The sequence below is a fragment of the Actinospineispora spinosispora DSM 44797 genome (assembly GCF_000429025.1).
GTDB lineage: Bacteria > Actinomycetota > Actinomycetes > Mycobacteriales > Pseudonocardiaceae > Pseudonocardia > Pseudonocardia spinosispora.
On the sequence record NZ_KE386834.1, the window covers coordinates 802,011 to 828,442 of the forward strand.

General features: G+C 70.5%; 26 protein-coding genes. 13 read left to right on the forward strand and 13 right to left on the reverse strand.

Annotated features, from left to right (window positions below):
- The first annotated feature begins 75 nt into the window (after positions 1–75).
- The 3 genes from G406_RS51475 (at position 76) to G406_RS0133135 (ending at position 3,803) form a co-directional block, all read left to right on the forward strand.
- The gene (locus G406_RS51475; protein WP_037079555.1) at positions 76–1,890 is read left to right on the forward strand and encodes a DUF3556 domain-containing protein; all 1,815 of its coding nucleotides are present in this window, start codon (positions 76–78) and stop codon (positions 1,888–1,890) included.
- On the forward strand, positions 1,883–3,295 hold the full coding sequence (locus G406_RS0133130) for a phytoene desaturase family protein (RefSeq protein WP_028937129.1): 1,413 nt from the start codon (positions 1,883–1,885) through the stop codon (positions 3,293–3,295). The genes G406_RS51475 and G406_RS0133130 overlap by 8 nt, the downstream gene beginning before the upstream one ends.
- A 76-nt stretch (positions 3,296–3,371) precedes the next feature.
- Positions 3,372–3,803, forward strand: a complete 432-nt coding sequence (locus G406_RS0133135) for an Lrp/AsnC family transcriptional regulator (protein WP_156935278.1) — start codon at positions 3,372–3,374, stop codon at positions 3,801–3,803.
- Positions 3,804–3,808: 5 nt separating this feature from the next.
- Here the strand turns inward: G406_RS0133135 and G406_RS0133140 are convergent, their stop codons facing one another.
- Together G406_RS0133140 and G406_RS0133145 are read right to left on the reverse strand one after the other, a co-directional pair.
- Complete coding sequence (locus tag G406_RS0133140; protein ID WP_028937131.1) at positions 3,809–5,044, reverse strand: RsbRD N-terminal domain-containing protein; 1,236 nt, start codon at positions 5,042–5,044, stop codon at positions 3,809–3,811.
- 29 nt (positions 5,045–5,073) lie between these two features.
- Positions 5,074–5,493 carry a DoxX family protein gene (locus G406_RS0133145; RefSeq protein WP_028937132.1) on the reverse strand — a complete coding sequence of 140 codons (420 nt, stop codon included), beginning with the start codon at positions 5,491–5,493 and terminating at the stop codon, positions 5,074–5,076.
- Positions 5,494–5,611: 118 nt separating this feature from the next.
- Here G406_RS0133145 and G406_RS0133150 point away from each other — a divergent pair, with 118 nt between their 5' ends.
- Positions 5,612–6,232, forward strand: coding sequence for an L-threonylcarbamoyladenylate synthase (locus G406_RS0133150; RefSeq protein WP_028937133.1), 621 nt, complete (start codon positions 5,612–5,614; stop codon positions 6,230–6,232).
- Positions 6,233–6,283: 51 nt separating this feature from the next.
- Positions 6,284–7,462 carry a pre-mycofactocin synthase MftD gene (mftD, locus tag G406_RS0133155; protein ID WP_028937134.1) on the forward strand — a complete coding sequence of 393 codons (1,179 nt, stop codon included), beginning with the start codon at positions 6,284–6,286 and terminating at the stop codon, positions 7,460–7,462.
- Positions 7,463–7,531: 69 nt separating this feature from the next.
- Here mftD and G406_RS58590 read toward each other — a convergent pair whose 3' ends face one another.
- The 4 genes from G406_RS58590 to G406_RS0133175 form a co-directional block, all read right to left on the reverse strand.
- Entirely contained in the window at positions 7,532–8,359 is an 828-nt protein-coding gene (locus G406_RS58590) for a GumC domain-containing protein (RefSeq protein ID WP_156935279.1), read from the reverse strand.
- Positions 8,360–8,514: 155 nt separating this feature from the next.
- Complete coding sequence (gene ilvA / locus G406_RS0133165; protein WP_028937136.1) at positions 8,515–9,783, reverse strand: threonine ammonia-lyase IlvA; 1,269 nt, start codon at positions 9,781–9,783, stop codon at positions 8,515–8,517.
- 157 nt (positions 9,784–9,940) lie between these two features.
- Complete coding sequence (locus G406_RS0133170; protein ID WP_245607298.1) at positions 9,941–11,044, reverse strand: glycoside hydrolase family 3 N-terminal domain-containing protein; 1,104 nt, start codon at positions 11,042–11,044, stop codon at positions 9,941–9,943.
- 162 nt (positions 11,045–11,206) lie between these two features.
- Positions 11,207–12,232, reverse strand: coding sequence for an MBL fold metallo-hydrolase (locus tag G406_RS0133175; protein ID WP_028937138.1), 1,026 nt, complete (start codon positions 12,230–12,232; stop codon positions 11,207–11,209).
- 178 nt (positions 12,233–12,410) lie between these two features.
- On the opposite strand from G406_RS0133175, the gene G406_RS54800 reads away from it, so the two are divergent.
- The 4 genes from G406_RS54800 to G406_RS51485 are packed head-to-tail and all read left to right on the forward strand — an operon-like array spanning position 12,411 to position 15,278.
- Positions 12,411–13,133: a phosphatase PAP2 family protein gene (locus G406_RS54800; protein WP_156935280.1), complete on the forward strand. Its 723-nt coding sequence runs from the start codon at positions 12,411–12,413 to the stop codon at positions 13,131–13,133.
- 30 nt (positions 13,134–13,163) lie between these two features.
- Positions 13,164–13,916: a protocatechuate 3,4-dioxygenase subunit beta gene (gene pcaH, locus G406_RS0133185; protein WP_037079560.1), complete on the forward strand. Its 753-nt coding sequence runs from the start codon at positions 13,164–13,166 to the stop codon at positions 13,914–13,916.
- Positions 13,913–14,464 carry a protocatechuate 3,4-dioxygenase subunit alpha gene (gene pcaG, locus G406_RS0133190; RefSeq protein ID WP_028937140.1) on the forward strand — a complete coding sequence of 184 codons (552 nt, stop codon included), beginning with the start codon at positions 13,913–13,915 and terminating at the stop codon, positions 14,462–14,464. The genes pcaH and pcaG overlap by 4 nt, the downstream gene beginning before the upstream one ends.
- Positions 14,457–15,278 carry an IclR family transcriptional regulator gene (locus G406_RS51485; RefSeq protein ID WP_051343006.1) on the forward strand — a complete coding sequence of 274 codons (822 nt, stop codon included), beginning with the start codon at positions 14,457–14,459 and terminating at the stop codon, positions 15,276–15,278. The genes pcaG and G406_RS51485 overlap by 8 nt, the downstream gene beginning before the upstream one ends.
- On the opposite strand, the gene G406_RS51490 is transcribed toward G406_RS51485, so the two are convergent.
- The 4 genes from G406_RS51490 to G406_RS51495 form a co-directional block, all read right to left on the reverse strand.
- Positions 15,222–16,712 (reverse strand): sodium:solute symporter, encoded by a 1,491-nt coding sequence (locus G406_RS51490; RefSeq protein ID WP_051343007.1) that lies wholly within the window; start codon positions 16,710–16,712, stop codon positions 15,222–15,224. The two genes, G406_RS51485 and G406_RS51490, sit on opposite strands and share 57 nt — an antisense overlap.
- Positions 16,713–16,831: 119 nt before the next feature.
- Positions 16,832–18,004 carry an anhydro-N-acetylmuramic acid kinase gene (locus G406_RS0133205; RefSeq protein WP_028937141.1) on the reverse strand — a complete coding sequence of 391 codons (1,173 nt, stop codon included), beginning with the start codon at positions 18,002–18,004 and terminating at the stop codon, positions 16,832–16,834.
- The gene (locus G406_RS58595) at positions 18,001–19,782 is read right to left on the reverse strand and encodes an N-acetylmuramic acid 6-phosphate etherase (protein WP_084216535.1); all 1,782 of its coding nucleotides are present in this window, start codon (positions 19,780–19,782) and stop codon (positions 18,001–18,003) included. The genes G406_RS0133205 and G406_RS58595 overlap by 4 nt, the downstream gene beginning before the upstream one ends.
- Positions 19,779–20,510: a GntR family transcriptional regulator gene (locus G406_RS51495; RefSeq protein ID WP_051343008.1), complete on the reverse strand. Its 732-nt coding sequence runs from the start codon at positions 20,508–20,510 to the stop codon at positions 19,779–19,781. Before G406_RS51495 ends, G406_RS58595 begins: the two co-directional genes overlap by 4 nt.
- 183 nt (positions 20,511–20,693) lie before the next feature.
- Here G406_RS51495 and G406_RS0133220 point away from each other — a divergent pair, with 183 nt between their 5' ends.
- The 4 genes from G406_RS0133220 (at position 20,694) to G406_RS0133235 (ending at position 24,180) form a co-directional block, all read left to right on the forward strand.
- Positions 20,694–22,136, forward strand: coding sequence for an aldehyde dehydrogenase (locus tag G406_RS0133220; protein WP_028937143.1), 1,443 nt, complete (start codon positions 20,694–20,696; stop codon positions 22,134–22,136).
- Positions 22,137–22,278: 142 nt separating this feature from the next.
- Complete coding sequence (locus G406_RS0133225; protein ID WP_169736832.1) at positions 22,279–22,746, forward strand: very short patch repair endonuclease; 468 nt, start codon at positions 22,279–22,281, stop codon at positions 22,744–22,746.
- A gap of 214 nt (positions 22,747–22,960) precedes the next feature.
- Complete coding sequence (locus G406_RS59175) at positions 22,961–23,224, forward strand: hypothetical protein (RefSeq protein WP_037079562.1); 264 nt, start codon at positions 22,961–22,963, stop codon at positions 23,222–23,224.
- Positions 23,203–24,180, forward strand: a complete 978-nt coding sequence (locus tag G406_RS0133235; RefSeq protein WP_051343009.1) for a cobalamin biosynthesis protein — start codon at positions 23,203–23,205, stop codon at positions 24,178–24,180. Before G406_RS59175 ends, G406_RS0133235 begins: the two co-directional genes overlap by 22 nt.
- Here G406_RS0133235 and G406_RS0133240 read toward each other — a convergent pair.
- The 3 genes from G406_RS0133240 to G406_RS0133250 are packed head-to-tail and all read right to left on the reverse strand — an operon-like array spanning position 24,159 to position 26,345.
- Positions 24,159–24,983 (reverse strand): SURF1 family cytochrome oxidase biogenesis protein, encoded by an 825-nt coding sequence (locus G406_RS0133240; RefSeq protein ID WP_028937146.1) that lies wholly within the window; start codon positions 24,981–24,983, stop codon positions 24,159–24,161. The genes G406_RS0133235 and G406_RS0133240 overlap by 22 nt on opposite strands.
- 4 nt (positions 24,984–24,987) lie before the next feature.
- Positions 24,988–25,857 carry a fructosamine kinase family protein gene (locus tag G406_RS0133245; protein ID WP_425414649.1) on the reverse strand — a complete coding sequence of 290 codons (870 nt, stop codon included), beginning with the start codon at positions 25,855–25,857 and terminating at the stop codon, positions 24,988–24,990.
- Positions 25,854–26,345: a low molecular weight protein-tyrosine-phosphatase gene (locus tag G406_RS0133250; RefSeq protein ID WP_281172580.1), complete on the reverse strand. Its 492-nt coding sequence runs from the start codon at positions 26,343–26,345 to the stop codon at positions 25,854–25,856. The genes G406_RS0133245 and G406_RS0133250 overlap by 4 nt, the downstream gene beginning before the upstream one ends.
- Positions 26,346–26,432 lie beyond the last annotated feature (87 nt).

Sequence of the window (26,432 nt, forward strand, 5' to 3'; positions counted from 1 at the left end):
CAACTGCGATGGTGGTTGCCATCACATTCCCTTGTGCTCGACCTGCTTGAGATACATCCCTGATCGGAGACCACCGTGGGTTTCATCAACGCCGATCTACCCGACGTGGACCTGGCGACCTGGAAGGATCGTCCGCACCTGGAGCGGATCAAGATCCTGACCTTGCACTGGATCGACTACGGCTTCGGCACGCCGAAGATGATCCACGTCCTGTACTGCGTGAAGATCGCGTTCTTCGTCGTGGTCGGGCTACTGCTCGCGTCCCGCACGAACGGCATCGGCGGGCTGGGGGACATCGCCGACTGGTGGACCCAGCCGATCTTCTACCAGAAGCTCGTCATCTGGGTGATCCTCTACGAGATGCTGGGCCTCGGCGCCTCGTGCGGCCCGCTCGCGTTCCGCTTCAAGCCCTGGGTCGGCGGCTGCACCTACTGGTTGCGCCCCGGCACCATCAAGCTTCCGCCGTGGCCGGGCAAGAACCCGATCGCCGGTGGCTCCAAGCGCACCGTGTTCGACGTCGCCGTCTACGCCTGCATGATCATCACGGCGATCGTGCTGCTGTTCTCCGACGGTGTGCCCAAGGAGGGCCAGCCGGCGGACAGCGTCGGACTGCTCGACCCGAGGCTGCTCGGCGTCCTGATCGTGTTGACGCTGGTCATGGGCCTGCGGGACCGGCTGGTCTTCCTGGCGGCGCGCAGTGAGCAGTACTGGACCATGTGCATCATGTTCGCGCTGCTGCCGTACGTGGACATGATCGTCGGCGCGAAGCTAGTCATGTGCGCCGTGTGGATGGGCGCCGCCGCGTCGAAGATCGGCAGGCACTTCGGCTACGTCATCCAGGGCATGACGACCAACGCACCGCTGATGGTCTCCAAGTGGGTGCGGCACAAGATGTGCAAGGACTTCCCGAACGACGTGCGCCCGTCCTGGCTGGCCGGCACGCTCGGTCACGTCGGCACGGTGCTCGAGTTCGGTGCGCCGATCGTCTTCATGACGATCTCGGATCGCAACGTCGTGCTGGTGACCGCCGTGATCATGGTGATCTTCCACCTGTACATCACCTCGAACTTCCCGCTGGCCGTGCCGCTGGAATGGAACATCTTCTACACGTTCTCGCTCATCTGGCTGTTCGTGCTGCACCCGGTCACCGACTTCGGGCTCGCGTCGATGAGCTCCGTGTGGCTGCCCGTGCTGATCATCGTCGTGCTGTTCGGCTTCCCGCTGCTCGGCAACTTCCGGCCGGACCTGATCTCGTTCCTGCCCGCCGCGCGGTACTACGCGGGTAACTGGGCTACCGGCATGTGGGCCTTCCGCCGCACGCCGGAGGGCCAGCCGAGCTGCGAGGAGCGGCTCGACCTCAACATCGTCAAGTCGTCGAAGAACCAGGTCACCCAACTCACCGAGATGTACAGCAAGGAGGTCGCCGAGATCTTCCTGCAGAAGGCGGTCGCCTGGCGCTACATGAACAGCCACGGTCGTGCGCTGTCCTCGGTCCTGCTGACGCACCTGGACAGCGCGGAGAACTACGACATCCGCGAGGGCGAGTTCGTGCTCAGCACGGTCGTCGGCTGGCAGTTCGGCGACGGTCATCTGCACGACGAGTTCTTCATCAACGCGGTGCAGGAACGCTGCCAGTTCGCACCGGGCGAGCTGATCGTGGTGCTGTTGGAGTCGCAGCCCTGGCACACCATGACCCAGCGCTACCGGGTCGTGGACGCGGCACTCGGCGTGATCGAACGCGGTGTCGTCGACGTGCACGACATGCTGAAGGCCCAGCCGTGGCTGGCCGACGGCCCGATCCCGTACACCGTCGAGTCCAGGGTGTCGGTCGCTTCGACACCGAGTGCGCCGACCGAGATCCCGAAGGCATCGAGCGCCCAGGGTGACTGAAGCCGTTGTGGTGGGGGCCGGCCCGAACGGGCTGGCCGCCGCCATCACCCTGGCTCAGCACGGCTGCGGTGTCACCGTGCTGGAGTCCGCCGCGACGATCGGCGGTGGCACCCGCACGTCCGAGCTGACCGTGCCGGGGCTGCTGCACGACGACTGCTCCGCCGTCCATCCGACGGCGCTGGCGTCACCGTTCCTGCGGTCGCTCGACCTGCAGCGACACGGACTGGAGTGGTGCTGGCCCGAGGTCGACCTGGCGCATCCGCTGGACTCGGGCAGCGCCGGTGTGCTGCTCAGGTCGTTGGACGACACCGCTGCGGGCCTCGGGGTCGACGGTCCCGGGTGGCGGCGGTTGTTCGGCCCGCTGTCCGCGAGCTACGACGACCTGGTCAGCGAGCTGTTCCAGCCGGTTCTGCACCTGCCCCGCCATCTGGTGGCACTCGCCCGGTTCGGTCCCAACGCCGTCCAACCGGCCACGTTGCTGGCACAGCGATGGCTGACCGGCGAGGCGCGGGCCCTGTTCGCGGGGGTGGCCGCGCACGCGTTCCATCCACTGCGCAGGCCGATGACCTCGGCGATCGGCCTCATGCTGACCGCTGCCGGGCACGCCTACGGCTGGCCGGTGGCGCGCGGCGGCTCGCAGTCGATCACCAATGCGATGGCGGCGCTGCTGGTCGAGCTGGGCGGCACCATCAAGACCGGGGTACGGGTCGAGTCGTACCAGGAGGTCGCACACGCCGACGTCGTCATGCTCGACACGGCGCCCGGAGCCGCGGCGGACCTGCTCGGTGACCGGCTGCCGAAGCGGGTGGCGAAGGCGTACCGCCGCTACCGGCACGGGCCCGGTGCCTTCAAGCTCGACCTCGCGGTCGAGGGTGGCGTGCCGTGGCGCAGCGAGGCGTGTCGCAAGGCGGGCACGGTGCACCTCGGCGGCGGCATCGACGAGATCGCCGCGGCCGAGCACGACATCTACGCGGGCCGCATGCCGAAACGTCCGTTCGTGCTGGTCGGGCAGCAGTACCTGGCCGACCCGTCGCGTTCGGTCGGTGACGTGCACCCGGTGTGGGCGTACGCCCACGTCCCGGCCGGCTACACCGGCGACGCGACCGAGCTGATCATCGACCAGATCGAGCGCTTCGCACCGGGTGTGCGGGACCGGATCGTCGAGAAGTTCGTGCGCAGCACCACCGAACTGGAGAAGTACAACGCCAACTACGTCGGCGGCGACATCGCCACCGGCGCCAACGACCTGATCCAGGTGGCGATGCGTCCCCGGATCGCGCTCGACCCGTACCGGACCGGCGTGCCGGGCGTCTACCTGTGCTCGGCGGCGACCCCGCCCGGAGCCGGCGTACACGGGATGTGTGGCCACAACGCGGCGCGCTCGGCGATGCGCGCGCTGCGCTGAAATCCCCGGTCGGTAGCCGTTGTCCCCCCGGCGGCTACCGGCCGGACCTCCTCGCACCCCGATCTATTGTGTGCGCGTGGACATCATCGATCAGCGGGTCATCGGGTGTTTGCTCAGCGACGGACGTGCCACCTACGCCCAGATCGGTGACCAGGTCGGGCTGTCCGCTCCGGCGGCGAAACGACGGGTGGACCGGCTGCGGGCCAGCGGTGCGATCCGGGGTTTCACCGCCGTCGTCGACCCGGCCGCGCTCGGCTGGACGGCCGAGGCCTACGTCGAGGTCTACTGCCGGGGCACGGTCGCGCCGCACGAGCTGCGCCAGAGCCTCGAACAGGTCCCCGAGGTGGTCGGTGCCTGCACGGTGACCGGCTCGGCGGATGCGCTGCTGCACATGCTGGCGAAGGACAACCGGCACCTGGAGGCGGCGATCGAGCGGGTCAGGGACGAGCCGAACGTCGACCACACCGAGAGCGTGATCGTGCTGTCCAGGCTGTTCGACCGCAGATAGCCGGCTCAGCGCAGGACACGCTGGCCCAGGTGGTGGCAGGCGACCAGCGCGACCTCGACGTCGAGGCGGTCCTCGCCGAACGGACGCCCTCGGACCTCCTCGGCCTTGCGGACCCGGTAGTGCACGGTGTTCTTGTGCAGGTGCAGCCTCGACGCGGCGTCGGTGAAGCTCCCCCCGGTCTCCAGGAAGATCCGAACCGTTTCGCGCAGCCGGGCGTTCGCCTCGTCGTCGGTGGCGAGCGCGCCGAGCGTGCGGGAAATCCAGGTGCGGAGCGCGTCGAGGTTCTCCGACAGCAGTGCGATGATGCTGACCTGGGCGAACCGGGTGATCTGCGACCGGTCGGTGGACGCCTCCGCCACCGTCTGTGCCTGCAGCGCCTCCCGGTGCGACGCACGGAAGCCGGTGAGGCCGTGCGTGGGCTCACCGAGCGCGATGCGCAGCTGAGGGATCTCGTCCAGCGCGCCGGCCAGCGCGGCCGCGTCGAGTTCGGTGCGTTCGGGGGAGGACAGCCAGGCCCAGAGCGTGTGGTCGTCGTCGAGGACGACCAGCGGACGTTCGCCGTGCACCGACGCCAGGATGCGTGCCGCCGAGTCGAGCAGGCGACCGGCCTGGCCGACGCCGCGTTCCACCCACGCGACCGCGCCGACGTGCCAGCCGTGCATGCGGTAGCCGATCATCGCCTCGGCGGTGCCGGAGTCGAGCGTCACGTCGTCCAACACTGTGCGCAACGCGACCGCGCGGGCCGCGTCCGTGCGCTGGGTCCAGAGCTTGCGCTCGGTCTCGTAGATCTCGACGAGGTTCTCCGAGACCTGGTCGATGTAGGTGCTCAGCACCGACACGATCTCCCTGGTGCAGCCCAGCAGCACGTCGGTGTCGAGGTCGTGGGCCCCCAGCGAGGTCAGGCACCACTGGGTGGCCTGCTGCTGGCCGAGCCGGTACGCCCGCAGCAGACCCTCGACCGGCAGGTCTCGTTGCGCAAAGCGCCGCGCGTAGGCAGCGGCGGCGGCCGGCACGTCGACCTTGTCGACCGGTAGACCGTGCAACAGGATGTCGAAGATCGTCGAGAGGTTGGCCGCGGTGCTGGCGGTCATCAGCTCGCGGATCGAGTCGTCACCCCGGAACGCCGGGATCTCGTCGAACAGCAACGTGGCGAGCTCGGCGGTCAGCGGCTGCAGGCGCGGGTCCAGCTCGCGGCCGACCTGTGCGACGACCTCACGGATCGTCGTCGGGTCGCTGGGCATTCGGGGACCATAACCCGAGGCGGGCGGTCTCAGCCCAGCGCGGGCACCTTCGCGCCGCTACGCCGCAGCACGCGGTCCAGCGAGAGCCGCCCCGGTCCGATCACCGCGATCAGCAGGAACAACCAGCTGTACAGCGCGGCGGGCTCTCCGTCGTTGTGGATCGGCAGCACGCCGCCCGGCTGGTGCACCACGAAGTAGGCGTACGCCATGGCGCCGGAGCTGATCAGCGCGGCGATCCTGGTCCACAGACCCGAGGCGACCAGCACACCTCCACCCAGCTCGATCACCGCCGCCCACCAGGACGGCCAGGAGGCGAACTCGACCGTGCCGCCCGGCATCACGGCGGGTACCCCGAACAGCTTCGCGGCACCGTGGCAGGCGAACAGGAAACCCACCACCACACGGAACGCGAGGTACGCCGGCTCTTGCCACCGGTTGACCTGGGACACGCCTGTCTCCTCTCTCCGCTGTACCGACCCTATTAGGTATACCTAACTTTGCTGCCTCGTGTGGGGAAAGATCACGGCGCGGGGTGTGAGCGGGCTCGCTACGCCCTAGGGTCTGAGCATGGCCAGGTACTTCGATGTGCACCCGGACAATCCACAGCGTCGTTCGATCGGACAGGTCGTCGACATCGTCAAGGACGGCGGCCTGATCGCCTATCCGACCGACTCCTGCTTCGCGCTCGGCTGCCAGATCGGTAACCGGGACGGGCTGGAGCGGATCCGGACCATTCGGAACCTGGACGACCGGCACCACTTCACCCTGGTCTGTGCGGACTTCGCGCAGCTCGGCAAGTTCGTGCACATCGGGAACACGGTGTTCCGCGCGGTGAAGGCAGCCACGCCCGGCAGCTACACGTTCATCCTGCCGGCCAGCAAGGACGTGCCCCGCCGCTTGCTGCACCCGAAGAAGAAGACCGTCGGTGTGCGCATCCCGGAGCACCCGGTGGTGCAGGCGCTGCTGTCCGAGCTGGGTGAGCCACTGCTGTCCAGCACCTTGCTGCTGCCGGACGAGGAGGAGCCGCTCACCCAGGGGTGGGAGATCAAGGAACGGCTGGACCACGCGGTCGACGCGGTGATCGACTCGACCGACTGCGGAACCGAGCCGACCACCGTGATCGATCTCTCCGGTGACGAGCCGGAGATCGTCCGCAGGGGCGCGGGTGACCCCTCCCGTTTCGAATGATGCGGGTTAGGCTCCGCTGAGCGATATTTCCGTAGCGGTAAAGGGGCCGACATGGCAAGTACCAGAGACTGGTTCGAGAGCGTCGCGGAGGCGCAGCGACGAGCCAAACGGCGGCTGCCCAAGTCGGTGTACCTGGCGCTGATCGCCGGCGCCGAGCGCGGTGTCACGCTCGAGGACAACGTCAACGCGTTCAGCGAGCTCGGCTTCCGCCCGCGCATCGCCGACCTGCCGCAGAACCGTGAGCAGGCCACCACTCTCTTCGGCCAGGACATCTCCTTCCCGGTCGTCATCTCGCCGACCGGTGTGCAGGCGGTCCGCCCGGAGGGTGAGGTCGCGGTGTCCCGCGCGGCCGCCGGCGCCGGGACGATGACCGGGCTCAGCTCGTTCGCGAGCAAGCCCATCGAAGAGGTCATCGAGGCGAACCCGAACACCTTCTTCCAGATGTACTGGGTCGGGTCCAAGGACCGGATCCTGGCGCGGGCCGATCGGGCGAAGAAGGCCGGGGCCAAGGCACTCGTGGTCACCCTGGACTGGACGTTCGCGCACCGCCGCGACTGGGGCGCTCCGATGATCCCGGAGAAGATGGACCTGAAGGCGATGATCCGGTTCGCCCCGGAGGGCATCACCCGGCCCGCGTGGCTGCTCGACTTCGCCCGCAACGGCGGCATCCCCGACCTGACCATCCCGAACCTCGTGGAGCAGGGCGAGGAGGCGCCGACGTTCTTCGGCGCCTACGGCGAGTGGATGGGCACCCCGCTGCCGACCTGGGACGACATCAAGTGGCTGCGCGAGGAGTGGGGCGGCCCGTTCATGGTCAAGGGCATCATGCACCCGGATGACGCGCGCCGGGCCGTCGACATCGGGGCGACCGCGATCTCGGTGTCCAACCACGGCGGCAACAACCTCGACGGCACACCCGCGTCGATCCGTGCCCTGCCCGCGGTGGCGGATGCGGTCGGCACCCAGGTAGAGGTGCTGATGGACGGCGGCATCCGCCGAGGCAGTGACGTGGTGAAGGCACTGGCGCTGGGCGCCAAGGCGGTCATGATCGGCCGCGCCTACCTGTGGGGCATGGCGGCGGGCGGTGAGAAGGGTGTTGCGAACGTCCTGTCGATCCTGCGCAGCGGCATCGACGAGGCGCTCCTGGGTCTGGGGCGGTCCTCGATCCACGAGCTGACCAGGGAAGACCTGATCATCCCGGAGAACTTCACCCGCGTCCCGAAGAAGTAGCCCGCGAAGATCACCACCGTCCCAGGGCTGTTCTCGCGCGCGAAAACAGCCCTCAGGCGGTGGTGATCTTCAGCGCCTGTTCCAGCGGCGGACCATGTTCGTCGCGATCAGGGCCGCCGCGGCCGCACCCACGAGTGCACCGATGCCGATCGTCATGAGGGTGTTCGGGAAGACCGGGCTGGTCAGCGAGTACGCGGGCGCGACGATCGCGGCCAGGTTCGACGTGCTGGCGACCTGGGCGATCTGCGTCTGCAGGTCGGTGACCTGGTTCTGCAGCTCCGCCTGCGCATCCGGCAGGGTCGCCGGGTTGGACAGCTGGCGCTGCGCCGTGTCGAGCTGCGCCTGCAGCTGGGCGCGGTTGTCGGAGGCGTTCGCGATCTCCAGGTAGCGCTTGGCGATCGCGTCGGCGAGCAGCATGCCCGAGGCACGGTCAGAGTGGTTGACCTGGATGTTGATGATCTCGCTGTTCGGCACCACGGTGGCGCTGACGTTCTTCGTCAGGTAGTCGATCGGCACGCTCGTGCTGTCCGCCACCGGCTGCAGCACCTCGCGACCGGTGATCATGACGGTCTGCGTGGTCAGGGTGCGGTCGGCGTCGCTGCTGCCGGAACCCTGGTCGCCGAGGCTGTAGCGGATCGTCGTCTGCGCCGCGTAGACGTGCGGCAGCACCATCGTGGCGACCAGACCGCCGAGCAGACCGAGCACGACGGCGATCGAGGACACCAGGAACAGCCGTGTCGACTGCGCCTTGGTCAGCGGCGGCTTGGCCGGGCGCTGCGGTAAGAAGCCTCCCGGGCCCGGCGGCGGGCGGAACTGGCCCGGTCCGGGCGGCGGCGCGGGCACGTGCGGTGCCGGGCGGCCAGCACCCCCGGGAGGGGCCGAGCTGGGAGTTGCCATCGGGACTTCTCTCCTACCAGTGCAGACAGCTGCTGTCGGGCCGATCGCGAGGCCGAAGGCCTGAGGACCGACGGTATCGCGGTTGCCTCCAGGTTAGAGATCAGGGCCTGAGAATGCAGCCACAATCAGTAACCACCGACGAAAGCAGCAGGTCCCTACAACAAGAACCGGAACAGCGGGCTGTCCGGTGGGACCTGCTCGATCTGTGGCGGCGCCTGGCGCATGCGCTCCAGCAACGCTCCCAGGTCCTCGGGATGACCGAGCTCGATGCCGACCAGCGCCGGTCCGGTCTCACGGTTGTTGCGCTTGGTGTACTCGAACAGCGTGATGTCGTCGTCCGGACCGAGCACGTCGTCGAGGAAACGCCGCAGCGCGCCCGGCTCCTGCGGGAAGTCCACCAGGAAGTAGTGCTTGCGCCCCTCGTGCACGAGGGCCCGCTCGACCACCTCGGCGTAGCGGCTGACGTCGTTGTTGCCGCCGGACAGCAGGCAGACGACCGTCGCGCCCCTAGGCACCTGCAGGACGTGGTCGGACAGGACGGCGGTGGCGAGTGCCCCGGCGGGCTCGGCGATGATCCCGTCCGACTGGTAGAGCTGCAGCATCTCGACGCACACCGCGCCCTCGGACACGCTGATCAGTCCCGCGCCGTCGGCGAGGTGGTCCCGCACGATGGGGAACGTGATGGCTCCCGCCTTGCGGACCGCCGCGCCGTCGACGAACGGGTCGAGCGTCTCCAGATCGACCGGGTGTCCGGCGGCGAGCGCGGCGGCCATACTGGCCGCGCCGGCAGGCTCGACGCCGATCACGTGCACCCCGGGGTGACGTTCGCGCAGCCAGGTCAGGGAACCGGCGAGCAGCCCTCCGCCACCGACCGGGACGATCAGCACGTCCGGCGCCTTACCGAGCTGGGTGAGCACCTCACGGATCACGGTGCCCTGTCCCGCGACGGTCCTCGGGTGGTCGAACGGCGGGACCAGGGTGGCGCCGGTGTCCTCGGCGTCGCGCAGCGCGGCGGCGGCCGCCTCGTCGTAGGTGTCGCCGATCACCCGGACGGCCACCATGTCACCGCCCAGGTAGGCGACCCGGTCGCGCTTCTGCCTCGGTGTGGTGCGGGGCAGGTACACGCGCGCCTCGACACCGAGGCGGGCACAGGCGTACGCGACACCCTGGGCGTGGTTGCCCGCGCTGGCGCACACGACGCCCGCTGCCCTCGCCGCGGCGTCCAGCTGGGAGATCAGGTTGTAGGCGCCGCGCAGCTTGTACGAGCGGACCGGCAGCAGGTCCTCCCGCTTCAGCCACACGTGGGCGCCGGTCAGCGCGGTCAGCCGCGCGTTGGGCTCCAGCGGGCTGGGTGAGATCAGCCCACGCAGCCGTGCGGCCGCCTCGTCGACGTCGTTGGCGGTCACCGAAATTGCCGTTGTCACACAGGTGACGGTGCCACGCCCCCTCCCAGCCCGCACACCCGCCCTCACCGGCGCCCCGAAAAGCTCGCACAGAGGTTCTCGACGCCGCACAGAGGCTGGGGCCTCTGTGCGGCGTGTACCGGGTCTGTGCGAGGTTCTCGGACGGTCGGCCGCCGGATCAGGGGGTGCAGGCGCCTTTCGCCGCCAGGATGCGGGCTGCTGACTCCGTTACGTTCTGTTGGGTGAGCTGGCCGTCGTTTACCGCTTTCTGGAGGCGGTCCAGGACCTGGGTGAGGTTGTCGCTGGAGGTCCAGAGGGCGATGTCGGCGCCCGCCTTCAGTGCGGTGAGCACTGCGTTCGGCAGGTCGTAGGAGTCGGTGATGGCCTTCATCGCGCCCAGGTCGTCGGTGATCGCGACGCCGGTGAAGTGGTAGTCCTCGCGCAGCAGCGTGTAGGCCGCTGGGCTCAGGCTGGCCGGGACACCGTTCGTCAGGCCGGGTACCTCGAGGTGACCCAGGAGCACCGCCGACGGCCCGGAGCCCAGCAGCTGGCTGTACGGGGTCAGGTCGTTCGTGCGCAGCGAGGACAGCGGGGGCGTGGTGACCGAGCCCTTGTGCGAGTCGCCGGTGCCCCGGCCGTGGCCGGGGAAGTGCTTGAACACGGGCAGGATGCCGGCGTCGCGCAGCCCGGCCGCGAAGGCGCCCGCGTAGCTGACGACCTTCTTCGGGTCCGGGCTGAACGAGCGGTCCCCGATGACCGCGTCGTCCGGCTCGGTCCCGACGTCCAGGACCGGGGCCAGGTCGATCGTGACGCCCCTGGCACGCAGCTCCTTACCGTGCTTCGCCGCGATCGCGCGGACCTGCGCCGGTGTCATCGTCTTCGCCATCATCCGCGCGCTGGGCATCTTGCCGTCCGCCGCGATGACCCGCTGCACCCGTCCGCCCTCGTCGTCGACCGCGACCGCGACCGGCTGCTTCGCCGCGTCCTGCATCGGCTTCAGCGCGCCGGTCAGCTGTTGCGCGGTCGGGTGGCCGTTGACGAACACCGCGCCGACCTGGCTCTTCGTCACCAGGGACTTCGCGGTGCCCGACTGCGCCAGGCTCAGACCGACCATCAGCCGCTGCGCGAGGCGGTCGCGCAGCGGCATCGCCGCGACGACCGTGGAGCAGGCGTGCGGATCAGCCGGCGCCTCGGGAGCGCTGCTGGTGACTCCGGCCCCGTCGGCTCGCGGCGCAGGTTGCGGCTCGGACCGCCCCGTCCACATCACCACACCGAACGTCACCGCCAGCACGGCGACCAGCGCGATCCCGGCGGCGACCAGCCGGCCACGGGTCCAGCGCCGCTCGGGACGTTCGAGCGGAACCTGACGGTGGCGGCTGGGCCGGTTCGGGGTGGGGAGTTGGGAGGAGATGCCTGCGAGGGTACGACGAGCGCTGCCCGGCGCTCAGACCCGGTAGTGGCGCACCCCGTCGGTCTCGCTGCGCCGCAGCCTGCCCCGCTCGGTCAGCACGTCGAGGTGGGCACCCGTCTCGCAGATCGCGAGACACTGGTTGAACACGTCGAGGTCGGCGAAGTTGCGGCCCCTGCGCGTCCAGGTCACCCGCTGGGCGACGTCGAACGCGGTACTGCCGTCGGTCACCACGGCGGCCATCGCGTCGAGCCGTTCGGCGTGGTGGGCGAGCAGCTCGTCGACCCTGGTGTGCACGCTGGGCGACACCAGCCCGTGCGCCGGCAGCAGTACCCGGTCGGGCAGGCTCAGCACCAGCTGCAGCGACTGGAGGTAGTCACGCAGCGGCGAGTGCGCCACGTTGCCCTCCAGCCCGATGGACGGCGTGATGTGCGGCAGCACGTGGTCGCCGGCGAACATCGCGTCCCAGCCCTCGTCGACGAACACCACGTGCCCCTGGGTGTGGCCCGGTGTCGAGACCGCCTGCAGGGTCCTGGTGCGCAGCGCCACGTCGGTCGGCGGCGCCAGCCACTCGTCGGGGTCCTCCCAGTCGCTCACGTCGTGCTCGCGCGGCTGCGCACCCACCTCGGCGGCGAGCTTCACGGCGCCGCACCGGTGCAGCTTGGTGCTCATCGCGAAGAACGGCGGCCGGTCCGGGTCGGCCGTCTCGCGCAGTGAGGGCTGCTCGCCGATGCCGAGGCTGATGTGGTTGCCGAACTCCCTGCGCAGCCGCACCGACAGCGTGTAGTGGTCACGGTGCACGTGGGTGATCAGGAAGCGGTGCACGTCGGCGAACTCGTGGCCCAGCGCGCCGAGCGCCTTGTCCAGGACCGCCCGCGCTTCGTCGATGGCCCAGCCCGAGTCGATCAGCACCAGGCCGTCGCCGTCGCGCATCGCGTAGACGTTGACCGCCTTGAGGCCGTCGGACGGCAGCGGCAGCGGTATCCGGTAGAGGTCGGGGCGCACCTCGTAGACACCTTCGACGGTCCAGTCCCTGTCCGGCTCGTCCAGCTCGATGCGCACGGCCAACTCCTCTCATCGACCGGCCACGGGTTTCTCAGCCGATCGTTACTGAAGACTGATTCGAACCTCTCACGTCCGTTCCGGCAAGCCGACGGCGAGGGTCCGACGAGACTGTGAGCGGTGTCACCGCTGAGAGGCCTCACGCGCGGCGGTCGTCGCGTCGGGCAGTCTGGAGGACGTGCCAGACAGCTCGACGACTGATGCAAGGGCCGTAGTGGAGCCGTTCGACCGCATCCTGCTGCCCGACCGGTGGCGCAGGGCGATGCCGGTGGTGATCGCGTTCTGTGTGCTCGGGGTCGCGGCGCTGGGCTGGTGGTACGCGGGGGCACGCACGGCGGGTCAGCTCGACGCCTCGATCGGCGACCCGCTCATCGCGGGCGGCCAGAACTACGAGGAGCCGCTGTGGCTGCTGACCGCGCCGGGGAGCCCGCCGGGACTGCTGCTCGGCATGGTGATCCTGGTGTTCGCCGCGCGCCGCACCGGCCGGCGGCCGGTCGTCGTGCTGGCGATCGCCGGGCCGGTGCTCGCCGCGCTCATCGTCGAGTTCGTCCTCAAACCGATCATCGACCGGACGCACTACGGCAGCCTGGCGCTACCCAGCGGGCACGCCAACAGCATCGCCGCGCAGATCACCGTGTTCATGATCGGTTTCGTTGCGGTGGGGCTGCCCCGGCGGACCTGGGTGCGTCGGCTGCTCGTGCTGCTCGCGGGCTGTGTCGTGGTCGGGGTGTGCGGGGCGATGGTGTCGCTGGAACGTCACTACGCGACCGACACCGCGGCGGGAATCCTCGTCGGCATCGCGGTGGTCGGCGCGGTCGCACTCGGGCTGGACGCCTGGACGCGACGGTCACTCTTCCGCTCAGCGGAATATGGTCTGCCGGGTCACGCCGGCGGCGGATGACGATGTCCGGGTAGGCCTCGAGGAGGAGTGATGGTGGCAGGCAGCGGCGCAGGGACCCCGACATCCGAACGGCTCGTGCTCCCGACATACCGGCGCGACCCGGAGGGCACCCACGCGCCGCTCGACTCGCCCGGGTACCGCTCCACCGGGCTCAGACATCCGAACGAACCCCTGGTGCTGCTGCCACAGCGGCTCACCGAGGTCACCGGACCGTTGCTCGGTCCCGGCCGGATCGGCGAGCTGGACCACGACCTCACCCGGCAGCACGAGGGTGAGCCGCAGGGCCAGCGGATCATCGTGCACGGCACCCTGCGCGACGGCGACGGACGTGCGGTGCCGGACTCGCTCGTCGAGATCTGGCAGGCCAACGCGGGCGGCCGGTACCGGCACCAGGCCGACCAGTGGCCCAGCCCGCTCGACCCGAACTTCACCGGCGTCGGCCGGGCGCTCACCGACTCACGGGGCAACTACCGGTTCGTCACGATCAAGCCCGGCGCCTACCCGTGGGGCAACCACGACAACGCCTGGCGCCCCGCGCACATCCACTTCTCGGTGTTCGGCCGAGCGTTCACCCAGCGCCTGGTCACCCAGATGTACTTCCCGGACGATCCGCTGTTCGCCCACGACCCGATCTTCAACTCGGTACCGGACGAGAAGGCCAGACGACGGATGATCTCCCAGTTCGACCTGGCCAACACCGAGACGCAGTGGGCGCTCGCGTTCCGGTTCGACATCGTGCTGCGCGGACGCGAGGCGACCCCGTTCGAGGAGGCGCACGCGTGAGGACCGAGCACTTCGACGGCAGCACACCGTCCCAGACCGTCGGGCCGTACCTGGCGATCGGCCTGCCATGGCCGGACGGTCCGGACGTCGTGCCACCCGGCACACCCGGCTCGGTCCGGATCGGCGGCACGGTCTACGACGGCGCCGGGGCCCCGGTGCCCGACGCGATGATCGAGACCTGGCAGGCGGACCCGGACGGCCGTTTCGACCACCCCGACGATCCACGGGGACGGCACAGCGGCTGGCGCGGTTTCGGCAGGTCCGCGACCGATCCCGACGGCAACTGGTCGGTCACCACCGTGCTGCCCGGTGTGCTCCCGGACCAGGCGCCGCACATCGACGTGTCGGTCTTCGCCCGAGGGCTGCTGCACCGCGTCGTCACCCGCATCTACTTCCCGGAGGACAGCGCCGCACATGCCGAGGACCCGGTGCTGCGGTCGGTCCCGGCCGCGCGCAGACACACGTTGATCGCCGACGCGACCGACGGTGGTTACCGTTTCGACGTGCGGCTGCAGGGTGAAGGGGAGACAGTCTTCTTCGATGTCTGAGTTACCTGCCTTATCCGCGCTGACCTCGGCGCCCCGGTCGTCGGTTGACCGGGCGATGAGTGTGCTCGCGGCGTTCTCCTCGACGAAGGCCGAGCTCACGCTGTCCGACCTGGCCAGACGGGCGGACCTGCCGCTGACCACCGCGCACCGGATCGTCGCCGAGCTCACCCGCTGGGGCGCGCTGGAACGCACCGGTCGCGGCTGCTACCAGGTGGGGCTGCGGCTGTGGGAGATCGGCGCGCTCGCCCCGCGCGGGCACGGGCTGCGCGACACCGCCATGCCGTTTCTCGAGGATCTGCACGAGGCCACCCGGCAGAACGTGCAGTTCGCGGTGCTCGACGGCATGGAGGTGGTCTACGTCGAACGGCTGTCCACCCGCCACGCCATCGAGGTCACCAACCGGGTCGGCGGCCGGCTGCCGCTGCACGCCACCGGCGTTGGCCTGGTACTGCTCGCCTACGCCGATGTCGAGCTGCAGGAACGGGTGCTGGCCGCGCCGATGCGCCGGTTCACCGACAAGACCATCGACACCCCGGACAGGTTGCGCCGGGTGCTCGCCGACGTGCGCAAACGGCGGCTGGCGATCAGCGACGGCCAGATCACCCTCGACGCCCTGTCGGTCGCCGCGCCGGTATGGGACGGCCAGGACCAGGTGGTCGCCGCGCTGTCGGTCGTGGTGCCGAACGAGCACGCGCCCCGCGAGTACATCCCGGTCGTGCAGGCCGCCGCGCGCGGCATCTCCCGAGGGCTCGGCTGGTCACCCGCCGGCGGGCTCGGCGACGTGCACGGGAGCCTCGCGGCGGGGGCGAAGTAGCGCGACGAGCCCGCCGACCACGAGTGTGATGGCGACACCCAGCGGCACGAACCACGGGAACGCCAGCGGCTTGGCGTCCGCCCCGATCCGCAGGCCGATCGCCGCCCACCCCGTGCCCAGCAGCGTCGCGACGAACGCGATCCCGGCGGCCGTGCCGTCCGCGCGCCGGACCAGCAGACCGAGCAGGAACGCGCCGAGTAGCGCGCCGTAGGTGTAGGACGCGATCGACAATCCCAGCTCCACCACCGGGTTGTCGGTCGTGGTGAACATCGAGGCGAAGGCCACCATCACCAGCGCCCACACCCCGGTCGCCCACCTGGCGATCCGCAACATCACCTCCGGCGCGGGGCAACGGCCCGCCCAGGACTGGACCAGATCCGCGATCGTCGAGTTCGACAGCGAGTTCAGCGCGCTGGACAGCGAGCCCATCGTCGCCGCGAGGATGCCGGCCACCAGCAGCCCGGACAGCCCCACCGGCAGGCCGCGCAGGATGAAGTCGCCGAAGATCTGGTCCGAGCTCAACCCCAGCCTCGCCAGCGACGCTCCGCCGTTGTTGACCCACAACAGCGCACCCACCAGCGAGAACAACGCGAACTGCACCCCGACCGCGATCGCCGAGCCGATCATCGCCTTGCGCCCGTCGGACAGCGACCGGCAGGACAGCACCCGCTGCGCGATCAGCTGGTCGGAGCCGTGCGAACCCATCGTCAGCAACGCGCCGCCGACCACCGCGGTCACGAACGCGTACGGGCTGGTCAGGATCGGCAGGTCGAAGTTGAACACGGTCAGCTTGCCGGCGTCGAACGCGGTGGCGAACGCCCCGAGGCCGGTCTGGCGCAGCAGCACGACGATGCACACCACGGCACCGATGAGGTACAGCGACATCTGCAGGAAGTCCGTCCACACGACCGCCTTGATGCCGCCGACGTAGGTGTACGCGACGGTGACCGCGGTGATCGCCAGCACGATGACGAAGTAGTTCGCGTGCACACCGAACTCGGCGAGCAGCAGCTTGATCGGAATGGCGCCCGCGAACAGCCGCACACCCTCCGCGAGCAGCCGGGTGATCAGGAACGTCACCGAGGCCAGCGCCTGCAGATGCCGGCCGAAACGCTGCCCCAGGTACTGGTAGGCGCTGACGAACCCACCCCTGAAGTACAGCGGCAGCAGCACGAACGCGACCAGGACACGGCCGATGAGATAGCCGACGGCCAGCTCGACGTAGGAGAACGACCCCGCGTACGCCACCCCCGGCACGCTGATCACGGTCAACGTGGAGGTCTCGGTGGCGACGATGGAGAACATGACCGCCCACCACGGCAGCGACCGCTCCCCGGTGAAGTAGTCCGAAGCGGACCGCTGCTTGCCGGACAGCTTCAACCCGATCACCGCGACAGCGACCAGATAAGCGACGATGACAGCAAGATTGATCACGCTCTACCTGACCTCATTGTCGATGTTGGCAGCTCGCACAGAGTGTGTGCACGCCGCACAGAGGCCCCACCCTCTGTGCGGCGTAGAGACGGTCTGTGCGAGCTCCGGGTTGGTGGTGCTCATCGGCTGCGGTCCGTCTTTCGGACACGCAGGGTTGTTGCCGCGGTGGCCGGTTCGGGTAGGCGTAGGGGGGTCTGGCCGGGGGTGATTCGGCCCAGGATTCGGGGCGTGGTGCTTCCGGTGGCGCCCTGGGTCACGCCGGGCAGGCCGTTCCAGGTGAGGAAGCCGAGTAGGGCCGTCAGGTAGGCCTCCTTCGCGTCGGTCGGCAGACCGAGCTCGTCGGAGGAACGCAACGGGATCGGGTGCAGGGCGTCACGCAGCGCCGCGACCAGGACGGGGTTGCGCATGCCACCCCCGGAGCCGATGACCTCCGTGACACCGTGGCCGGTGCACGCCAGCGCCACGGTGCGTGCGGTGAGCGCCACCAGGGTCGCCGCGACGTCCGACGGCGGCAGTGCGCGCGGCTGCACGGCGAGCATCTTGGTCAGGTAGTCGGCGGTGAACAGCTCGCGGCCGGTCGACTTGGGCGGCTCGGCGCGGTAGTACGGGTCGGCGAGCAGCTCGGCCAGCAACGCCTCGTCGACATGGCCCCACGCCGCCAGAGCGCCGTCGACGTCGTAGCCGGGGCAGCCGGCGCGGGTCGCGACGACGTCGATCAGACAGTTGCCCGGCCCGGTGTCGTACGCCACGACCCGCTCGCCGGGGCCGACGACGGTGATGTTGGCGATGCCGCCGATGTTGAGCGCGGCTCGCCGGTCCGGACCGGCGAGCCACAACGCGTCCAGCGTGCTGGCCAACGGTGCGCCGTGGCCGCCCGCCGCGATGTCGGTGGTGCGCAGGTCGGAGACCACCGGGAGACCGGTGCGTTCGGCGATCCAGGCGGGCTGCCCCAGCTGCAGGCTGCCGAGCGCCCGGCCGTCCCGCACCCAGTGGTACGCCGTCTGGCCCAGCCAGCAGATCAGGTCACCGGAGACCCCGGCCTGGGCCAGCGCCGCGGCGGCGGCATCCGCCGCGGCCTGCCCGACGAGCGTGTCCAGCTCACAGACCTCGTCGATCGTGGTGTTCGACGGCGGCAACAGCGCCAACAGCCGCTTGTGCACGTGCGGTGACCATGCGGTCGTGGACGTTGCCACGGGGGTCAGCTCGATCACCCCGTCGGCGATCTCGAGGTCCGCGACCGCGACGTCCAGCCCGTCCATCGAGGTACCGGAGAGCATGCCGACGACGATCACCTGCTCACCGCCGCCCGCACCGAGCCGGTGTCGGCCAGCCGCTCGGCGGCCGCCCTCGCGTCGAGTCCGGTGAGGCCGCTGACCAGCGCGACGCGCACATCGCCCGCCGAGTCGTCCAGCAGCCGCGCGGCGGTGGGCTCGTCCACCCCGGCGGCGTCGCGCACGATCCGGACCGCGCGCCGTCGCAATTTGGCGTTCGTCGCACGCATGCTCACCATCCAGCCCCGGTAGGTCGCACCGGTACGCACCATCGCGGCGGTGGACAGCGTGTTGAGCGCGATCTTCTGCGCGGTGCCCGCCGCCAGCCGGGTGGAGCCGGCCAGCACCTCGGGGCCGGTCAGCAGCTCGACGACCACGGTCGCGTCGCGCGCCATCGGAGAGTTCGGCGCGGACACGATCGCCACGGTTACCGCACCACGCTCACGGGCCGCCCGCAGCGCCTCCCTGACGAACGGCGTACGCCCGGACGCACTCACCCCGACCACCACGTCATCGGGACCGACGTCGGTCGTCCGGATCGCCGTGCGGGCCGCCCCGGTGTCGTCCTCGGCGTTTTCCACCGCAGTGCTGGCCGCCGACGCCCCGCCCGCGAGCAGGGTCGGCACGCGCGCGGGATCGAGGCCGAACGTCGGGGTCAGCTCCGCCGCGTCCTGGACCGCCAGCCTGCCCGGCGTGCCGGCGCCGACGTAGACCAGCCGACCGCCTCTGCCCAACGCCGAGGCGGCATGGTCGACGGCCGCGGCCAGCGCGTCACGGGCCCTGGCGACCGAGGGAGCCGCGCCCGCCTGACCGTCCACCAGACGAGCCACCAGCGCCGGGGTGGGCAGCACGTCGATCTGGTCCGAGCCAGGACGCACCGCCTCGGTCGGCAACAGGTCCACCTCGGCGTCCACCGCCGCGTCCTCGACCGGGGAAGCGCCGGCGCCCGACACACGCACGAGGCCCTTCTCCAACGCCGTCCCCGACCGGTCGAGCAGCAGACGCAACCCGTCCGTCGCGTCACCGTCCGGCTCGAGCCAGGTGAGGTCGGGATGACGCCCGCGCAGGCGGGGGAGCAGCACGTCGGCGAGCCCACCGACGACGGCGACCTGATCGGTCGCGCCCGCCGTCCGCGCCGTGTTCGCCAGAGCGTCGACACCGGAGTCGACGATCGTGCACGCCACGACGTCGCCGTCGGCCGCGGCGGCCAGTACGGCGGGCGCTACCTCGGCGAGCTCGGCGGCGCTCGGCATGGCCACGATCGCGCGACCCAGTGAGACCAGGGCCGTGGCCGGCCCACGACCGTCACGGGCCCGGGCGGCGGCCCGCAGTCCCTCCAGCCCGAGCCAGGCCCCGGAGCCCTCGTCACCGATGAGCGGGCCCTGACCGTCGGCCTGCCGCAGCGTGCCGTCCCGGACTCCCAGCGCCACCGCGCCGGTGCCGACCGCGAGGACCACCCCGTCGCGCCCGGACAGCGCACCGGCGTGCCACGCCGCGACATCGCCGGCGACCAGGACCGTCCCGGGCTCGGGCCGGGGGGAGCGGACGAGCCGGTCCGCCAGCTCTTCCGCCGCGTCGGGCAGCGCGAACGCGCCGGGCACCGCGACGGCGAGACGCCACGATGTGTCCGCGACGGCGTCGCGAACGGCGGCGATCGCGTCCCTGACCAGCGCGGCGATCCGGTGTGGCCCGTCCGGGTCGCCGAGCCCGGCACCCCCGGGGCGCCGGTGGGCCGGTCCGCCGTCCACCCGTACACGAGTGGTGCTGCGCCCCACGTCGACGGTGATGTCGGTGGTCATCGCAGCGCCCCCGCCGGCGGGATGATGTCCATCTCGATCAGGTAGCGATCCCCCCTGGCCAACGACTCCACCCTCTCGATCACCTCGCCGCGCTGGTCACGGGAGGTCCGGACGAACCGCAACGCGGGCCTGCCGGCAGGCACCCCGAGCAGCTCGGCGTCCCGGCGCTCCAGGACGACCGGCGCGACCGACTGGGTGCCCTGGGCGACGTGCCGGTCGAAGCGCGTGGCGAGCACGTCGTAGTAGGAGGCTTCCCCGTCCAGGTCGTGGCCGGTCAGGCCGGGCACCCTGGAGCACGGCGCGTGCAGGGTCTCCAGCGTCATCGGCTCGTCGTCGGCGAGCCGGAGCCGGCAGACCCGCAGTGCGCGCTCACCTCCGGGCATCTCGAGCCGGTCCGCGAGCTCGGTGTCGGCGACGACCGTGTCCCACCACAGCAGCCGCGAGGACGCGGTCATGCCGCGTCGCCGCATGTCCTCCCGGAAGGATGTCGCCATGAGCGGCTGGGCCGGGGTCGGACGGCGCACGAACGTGCCCGCGCCGTGCCGGCGTTCGATCAGCCGGCGGGCCATGAGCTGTTCCAGCGCCGTGCGGACCGTCATCCGCGACACCCCGCAGTGTGCGGCGAGCTCCCGTTCCCCGGGCAGCAGCGCACCCGGACCCCGGTCCAGGCAGAGCTGTTCCACGTAGGCCTGCACCGTGTCGGCGCGGGTGTCAGCCAGGCGAGACATGAGAGAGGTATAGACCTCTGATGCGCTAAGGGCAAGAGGTCCGGACCAGTAGCGACACACTGAAATTGTTGCCGGGAACAAAGTTTGGCCGCATTTTCGGCCTGTTCACCCGTATGGGGTCGGGCTTGCGGTTTTGCGCATGGCACGATCCGAAACAGGAGCGCTCGAAGGAGAGATTGCCGGATGACCCATCACGACACCCTGTTCATCGGCGGCGAATGGATCGCGCCGAGCTCGAACCAGACCATCACGGTGGTCTCGGCGAGTACCGAGGAGGTCATCGGCTCGGTGCCGGAGGCCCTGGAAGCGGACGTGGACGCGGCGGTGGACGCCGCCCGTCGAGCGTTCGACGACCCGAACGGCTGGGCCACCTGGTCACCGGCCGACCGCGCGGCGGCGATGGAACGGTTCGCCGACGCACTGGAGCGGCGAGGCCCGCAGGTCGCGCAGCACGTCAGCGCGCAGAACGGCATGCCGATCGCCATCTCCAGCGCCTACGAGGCGGCCTTCCCCGCCGTGCTGCTGCGGTACTACGCGGGAGTGATCAAGGAGCGGACCTTCGAGGAGGAGCACCCGCACATGATGGGCGGCACGACCGTCGTCCGTCAGGAGCCGTTGGGTGTGGTCGGTGCGATCGTGCCGTGGAACTTCCCGCAGTCCCTCGCGGCATTCAAGTACGCGCCCGCGCTGGCCGCCGGCTGCACGCTGGTGATCAAGCCGTCACCGGAGACGGTGCTGGACTCGATCGAGCTGGCCGAGGCGATCCGGGAGTCCGGGATTCCCGAGGGCGTGGTCAACATCGTGCCCGGTGGCCGTGAGGTCGGCGCGTACCTGGTGGCTCACCCGAGGGTCGACAAGATCTCGTTCACCGGGTCGACCGCCGCCGGCCGGATGATCGGGGAGACCTGCGGGCGCCTCTTGCGCCCGGTCACGCTGGAGCTGGGTGGAAAGTCGGCGGCGATCATCCTCGACGACGCGGACCTCGACCTGGCGAAGATCGGTCAGGACCTGTTCGGGGCGACTCTGCTGAACAACGGCCAGACCTGCTACCTGGGCACCCGGGTGCTGGCGCCGCGCAGCCGCTACGACGAGGTCGTCGACACCTTCGCCGCCCTCGCCGGCTCGCTGAAGATCGGCAACGCGCTGGACGAGACCACCCAGATCGGTCCGATGGCCAGTGACCGCCAGCGCGACCGGGTGGAGGGCTACATCGCGAAGGGCAAGGCCGAGGGTGCCCGGGTGGTGGTCGGTGGTGGTCGTCCGTCGGGTCAGGACAAGGGCTGGTTCGTCGAGCCGACGATCTTCGCCGACGTGGACAACAACCACACGATCGCCCAGGAGGAGATCTTCGGCCCGGTCCTGTCGCTGATCCCCTACACCGACGACGCGGACGCCATTCGGATCGCCAACGACTCCGACTACGGCCTGGGCGGCAGCATCTGGACCCAGGACCGCGAGCGTGCGTTGGGCGTCGCACGCAGGGTGCAGACCGGCACCATCGGGGTCAACCACTACCTGCCCGACCCCAGCTCGCCCTTCGGCGGCGTGAAGGCCTCAGGTTTGGGTCGTGAGCTGAGCCCGCACGCGATCAGCCACTACCAGCAGTACAAGTCCATCTTCGCCTGACAGCCGGCCCGCCCCGCGCCACCCGTGTGCGGATGGCCACTGTGCACACCTACGTGCTGCGTCGCACATGTCCGAACATGTGCGACGCAGCATGAACATGTGCAGAGTCGTCCCGACCCGCGCGGGTGATTACGCTCGACGGGTGGCGGGGGTGGTGCGCAAGCGGCTGGGGCCGCGGGATCCGGCGGTGACCAGCCGGATGATGTCGCGGGTCCGGAACAAGGACTCCAAGGCCGAACTGGCGCTGCGGCGTGCGCTGCACGCGGCCGGCGTGCGCTACCGGCTGCACGCTCCCGACGTCACCGGTCGCCCCGACATCGTGATCCGGTCGCGCAGGCTGGCCGTGTTCGTCGACGGGGACCTGTGGCACGGCAATCCGGACGAGGTTCGCAGGCGGGGTCGTGAGTCGCTGGCCGAGCTGTTCCCGAGCCGTACCGAGTGGTGGGTGGCGAAGATCGAACGCACCATGGCGCGCGACCGGGAGGTCACCGACACCCTGCGCGCCGAGGGCTGGACGGTCATCAGACTGTGGGAACACGACGTCCTGCGCGATCCGGCGAGCTGCGCGGACGCGGTGAGACGCGAACTGGCCGGCGGAAAACCGCGATGAGTGAGACAGAAACGGGTCAATGGGTCGCGTGCGCCCAGCGGTTGTTCTACCGCGCCGATATGAGTGTCCCTTATAAAGCCAAGGTCAACACCGATGGACAGTCGCTCGTCGCAGGCTGTAGTGCGCTTGTCGACAGAGTGTGACGCAAGCCCGGATGAATGCGACGCTCGGCACATCCGGCGGGGATGCTGTCCCCACCTGAAGGGGAGGCCCCATGTACTCGCACCAGAACGACGCCACGGACGAAGACGGCATGAGCCCGCTCGCGTCGGTCATGGCCGCCATGCCGGACGTGTACGAGCAGCTGATCGCCGAGCACGTCGCGGACTCCTCCGGACGGTGCATGAGCTGCCGCAACCACGGCACGGCCGGCGTACCGTGGCCGTGCACACTGCGGGTCATCGCCGAGGACGCGCGCTCCGTGCACCTCGCCGAGCTGGCCGCCTACGAGGACCCGTGCGGCCTGGCGGCCTCCTGAGCTCCCGCCGTACGCGACGGGCGACGGGGCTGCTGCTCGGCTTCGCCGCCGATGCGCTGCTCGGCGATCCGGCCCGCTGGCACCCGGTCGCCGGGTTCGGCGTGGCGTCCTCGAGGCTGGAGCGGCGCTGCTACGCCGACTCCTACGCGGCCGGGGCCGGGTACACCGCGCTCACCGCGGGCACGGTCGTCGTCGCCGGTGCGGCACTCAGCAGGCTCGTGCGGCACCGGCCGGTACTCGACACGCTGACCGTGGCCGCGGCGACCTGGGTCGTGCTGGGCGGCGCCTCGCTCGCGGGCGAGGGCATCGCGCTCGCCGACTCGCTGGACAGCGCTGACATCCCGGCGGCGCGCGCCCGGATCCCCCACCTGTGTGCCCGGGATCCCGAGTCGCTCGACGCCGACGGCATGGCGCGCGCCGGCTGCGAGTCGATCGCCGAGAACACCTCGGACGCCGTCGTCGCGCCGCTGTTCTGGGGCGCGGTCGCGGGTCTGCCCGGCCTCCTCGGCTACCGGGCGATCAACACGCTCGATGCGATGGTCGGCTACCGCTCGGCCAGGTACTCGCGGTTCGGCTGGTCGGCGGCCCGGACCGATGACCTGGTGAACCTCGCGCCCGCCCGGCTCACCGCCGCGCTCACCGTGGGGCTGGCCCCGCTGGTCGGTGGCTCGCCCTCGGCGGCCCTGCGGGCGTGGCGGCACGACTCGGGTGGACACCCGAGCCCCAACGCCGGCCCGGTGGAGGCGAGCGCGGCGGGTGCGCTGGGGATCACCCTGGGCGGTACGACGCGCTACGCCTACGGGGTGGAGGAGCGCCCGAGGCTGGGCACTGGGCGTTCACCGGTTCCGGCCGACCTGCGCCGGACGGTTCGGCTGTCCCGGCTGCTGGGTCTGGCATCCGCACTGATCGCAGCGGGAGCGGCCTGGGCGCTTCCTCAGAAACGCGCTTTGCCGTAGCGCTCGACGAGCGGGTCGACGGGCTTCTTCGGCTCGACGGGTTCCTCGGGGTAGGTCTCCCAACGAGGGCGCGCCCCGGGATCGCGGCGCTGCAGCAGCTCCAACCGGATGAAGTACACCAGCCCGAACAGCGCCATCGCACCGAACGACAGCCACTGCCAGGCGTAGGACAGGAACGGGCCGTCGTCGCTGGCCGGCAGCGGCATGACGCCCAGTACGCCCGGTTGGCCGTCCACCAGCACCAGCCGGCCGGAGGTCACCGGCTGTCCGATGACCTGGGCCAGCATCCGGCTGTCCGCCGCGTAGACCTGGTGCCGGCCGTCCAGCAGGAACGGCGGCCGCTGTTCCGAGTCGCTCTCGTCGAGCCGGATGCGCCCGGTCAGCGCCACCGGGCCGGCGGGTGCCTGCGGGAACGGCGCGACGTGGCTGCCCTGGCCGGGACGGACGAAGCCGCGCTCCACGGCGATCACCCGGCCGTCGTCGGTCCGGAACGCCGTCATGACCTCGAAACCGGGCTCGCCGAGGATCGTGCGCAGCCGGACGAGCACCTCGTCGTCCGGCAGGTAGGTGCCGTGCACGGTCGCCTGACGCCACTCGACGTCCTGGCTCGGCGTGCCACTCGGCACCAGCTCGGAGAGAGGTTGCGGCGGGTGCGTGAACGAGGCGGCGACGGCATGGTTGAGCTGCTGCTGCTCGGCGTTGCGGCGGAACTGCCACGGCGCGAGCTGGGTGTAGCACGCCACCACGAATGCGATGACGAGCAGCACGAAGGCAATCCAGCCGGGTTTGAGCAGAAACCGCACGCCTCTACGGTATGCGGTCCGCCAACTCCAGCACGGAGCGGGCGGCCGCAACCGCCTGGCCGGAGTAGGTTCCACCGAACAGCACGACGTGCACCAGCAGCGGAAACAGCTGGTGCAGCCCGATCCGTTCCGGCCAGCCCGGCGCGAGCGGTGCGACCTCCTGATAGCCGGCCAGGATCGCTCTCAGCTCGGGAGCGCCGAACAGCGCCAGCATCGCCAGGTCGGTCTCGGGGTGGCCGCCGTGCGCGGCGGGGTCGATCACCCACGCTCGCGTCCCGCTCCAGAGCACGTTGCCCGACCACAGGTCACCGTGCAGCCGGGCAGGGGGCACGGGAGGCCCGGCGATCGCGGGACGCTCCCGCAGCGTGTCCGCCGCCGCCTCGACCGTGTGGGTCTCGTCGGTGTCGAGCGAACCGGCGTCGCGCGCCATCCGCAGGTAGGGCAGGACCCGGTGCTCGGCGTACCAGCTCGGCCAGTGGTCACCGGCGTCGGTGTCCATCGGTGCCGGACCGATCCATGCCTGCTCGGGACCGCCCGGCGGGCCCGCTCCGAACGCCGGCGCGCCGGAGCTGTGCAGTGCGGCGAGATCGTGGCCGAACCGGGTGGCGGCGGCCGCGCCGGGGCGTGTACCGGGCAGGTACTCGACGAGCAGCCAGTCCTCGTCGTGGCCGAACACGTCCGGTACCGGGACCACGCCGGGCTCGGCCAGCCAGCGCAAACCCGCCGCTTCGGCCAGCGCCTGCCCGGGTGCGGCCTTGAGCACCCCGATCCGGCCGTCGGCGAGCCGCATCCGCAGGACCGTGCCGTGGGCCTCGAGCACCGTCCCGTCGACACCGCTCAGCCGCCGCACGACGTCGGCGGGCTCGTCGCTCACGCCAGCCGGTCCCTCGTCCAGGTCAGCAGCGCCGGCATGGTCGCCTCGATCATCGCCAGCACGTCGTCGAAACCCCGGTCGCCGCCGTAGTACGGGTCCGGCACCTCGGCGCCCTGAGGCGCATCCGGATCGAACGAGCGCAACAGCCGGACCTGGCGTTGCGCGTCGGCGGCACCCAGCACCCTGGTCAGCGCGCTGACGTGCTCCTCGGACGCGGCGAGCAGCAGATCGGCGCCCAGGTGGTCGGAGTTGACCTGCCGGGCGGTGTGTTCGGTCGGGTACCCGTTGCGCCGCAACACCTCGACGGCGCGGCCGTCCGCGGGATCACCGGCGTGCCACGGCCCGGTTCCCGCGCTGGTCACCCGCACCCGGTCGGCGAGCCCCTCCTCGGCGAGGTGTGCGGCGAACACCTTCTCGGCCATCGGCGACCGGCAGATGTTGCCGGAACAGACGAAACAGACGTGCAGCGATGTGTCCTCTTCTCCCACCGACCCAGTCTGACAGGTAAGTTACATACCGAACGGCCGGTAAATCAGTGCCGCGCCCACCTGTCCGCCGGAGTCGCTCCCTGATCG

What these genes read in the sequence shown, in the direction of transcription:
- mftD (WP_028937134.1), top strand. Translation starts at nt 6,284, where the DNA reads ATGGCAAGTACCAGAGACTGGTTCGAGAGCGTCGCGGAGGCGCAGCGA.
- pcaH (WP_037079560.1), top strand. Translation starts at nt 13,164, where the DNA reads ATGGTGGCAGGCAGCGGCGCAGGGACCCCGACATCCGAACGGCTCGTG.
- G406_RS51495 (WP_051343008.1), bottom strand. Translation starts at nt 20,510, where the DNA reads ATGTCTCGCCTGGCTGACACCCGCGCCGACACGGTGCAGGCCTACGTG.
- G406_RS59175 (WP_037079562.1), top strand. Translation starts at nt 22,961, where the DNA reads ATGTACTCGCACCAGAACGACGCCACGGACGAAGACGGCATGAGCCCG.
- G406_RS0133150 (WP_028937133.1), top strand. Translation starts at nt 5,612, where the DNA reads ATGGCCAGGTACTTCGATGTGCACCCGGACAATCCACAGCGTCGTTCG.
- G406_RS58595 (WP_084216535.1), bottom strand. Translation starts at nt 19,782, where the DNA reads ATGACCACCGACATCACCGTCGACGTGGGGCGCAGCACCACTCGTGTA.
- G406_RS58590 (WP_156935279.1), bottom strand. Translation starts at nt 8,359, where the DNA reads ATGGCAACTCCCAGCTCGGCCCCTCCCGGGGGTGCTGGCCGCCCGGCA.
- G406_RS51485 (WP_051343006.1), top strand. Translation starts at nt 14,457, where the DNA reads ATGTCTGAGTTACCTGCCTTATCCGCGCTGACCTCGGCGCCCCGGTCG.
- G406_RS0133140 (WP_028937131.1), bottom strand. Translation starts at nt 5,044, where the DNA reads ATGCCCAGCGACCCGACGACGATCCGTGAGGTCGTCGCACAGGTCGGC.
- G406_RS0133220 (WP_028937143.1), top strand. Translation starts at nt 20,694, where the DNA reads ATGACCCATCACGACACCCTGTTCATCGGCGGCGAATGGATCGCGCCG.